This is a genomic window from Acidisoma sp. 7E03 (assembly GCF_054665075.1).
Window position 1 is genome coordinate 1 of sequence record NZ_BAAFHE010000073.1, and the last position, 287, is coordinate 287.

Consider the following 287-nt stretch of genomic DNA (forward strand, 5'->3'; position numbering starts at 1 on the left):
CGCGGCGACGGTGGTGCTGGGCAGTGCGGCCGGCATCGACACGTTGGATACCGAAGGCACGCTGACGCTTGGCGCCAATGCGGTGGTGGAAGCTGCCGCCAGCACCTCCGTCGACATGATCACCGGCAATGGCACGCTGATCAACGCGGGCACGATCCTCGCCGATGCGAGTTCGGGCAGTTTCGCGATCGAACCCACGAGCCTCGTCAACAACGGGCTGATCGCGGTGAGCGGCGGCATCGAGATGGACATCGAGCCAACCGGCAGCTTCACCAATGCCGGCACGC

Annotated in this window: 1 protein-coding gene; it reads left to right on the forward strand. The window is 65.9% G+C overall.

The genetic code is table 11. The features are described 5' to 3' along the window. The coding region (locus ACYQ6W_RS22735; protein ID WP_459678597.1) for a hypothetical protein at positions 1 to 287 on the forward strand (287 nt) is incomplete at both ends.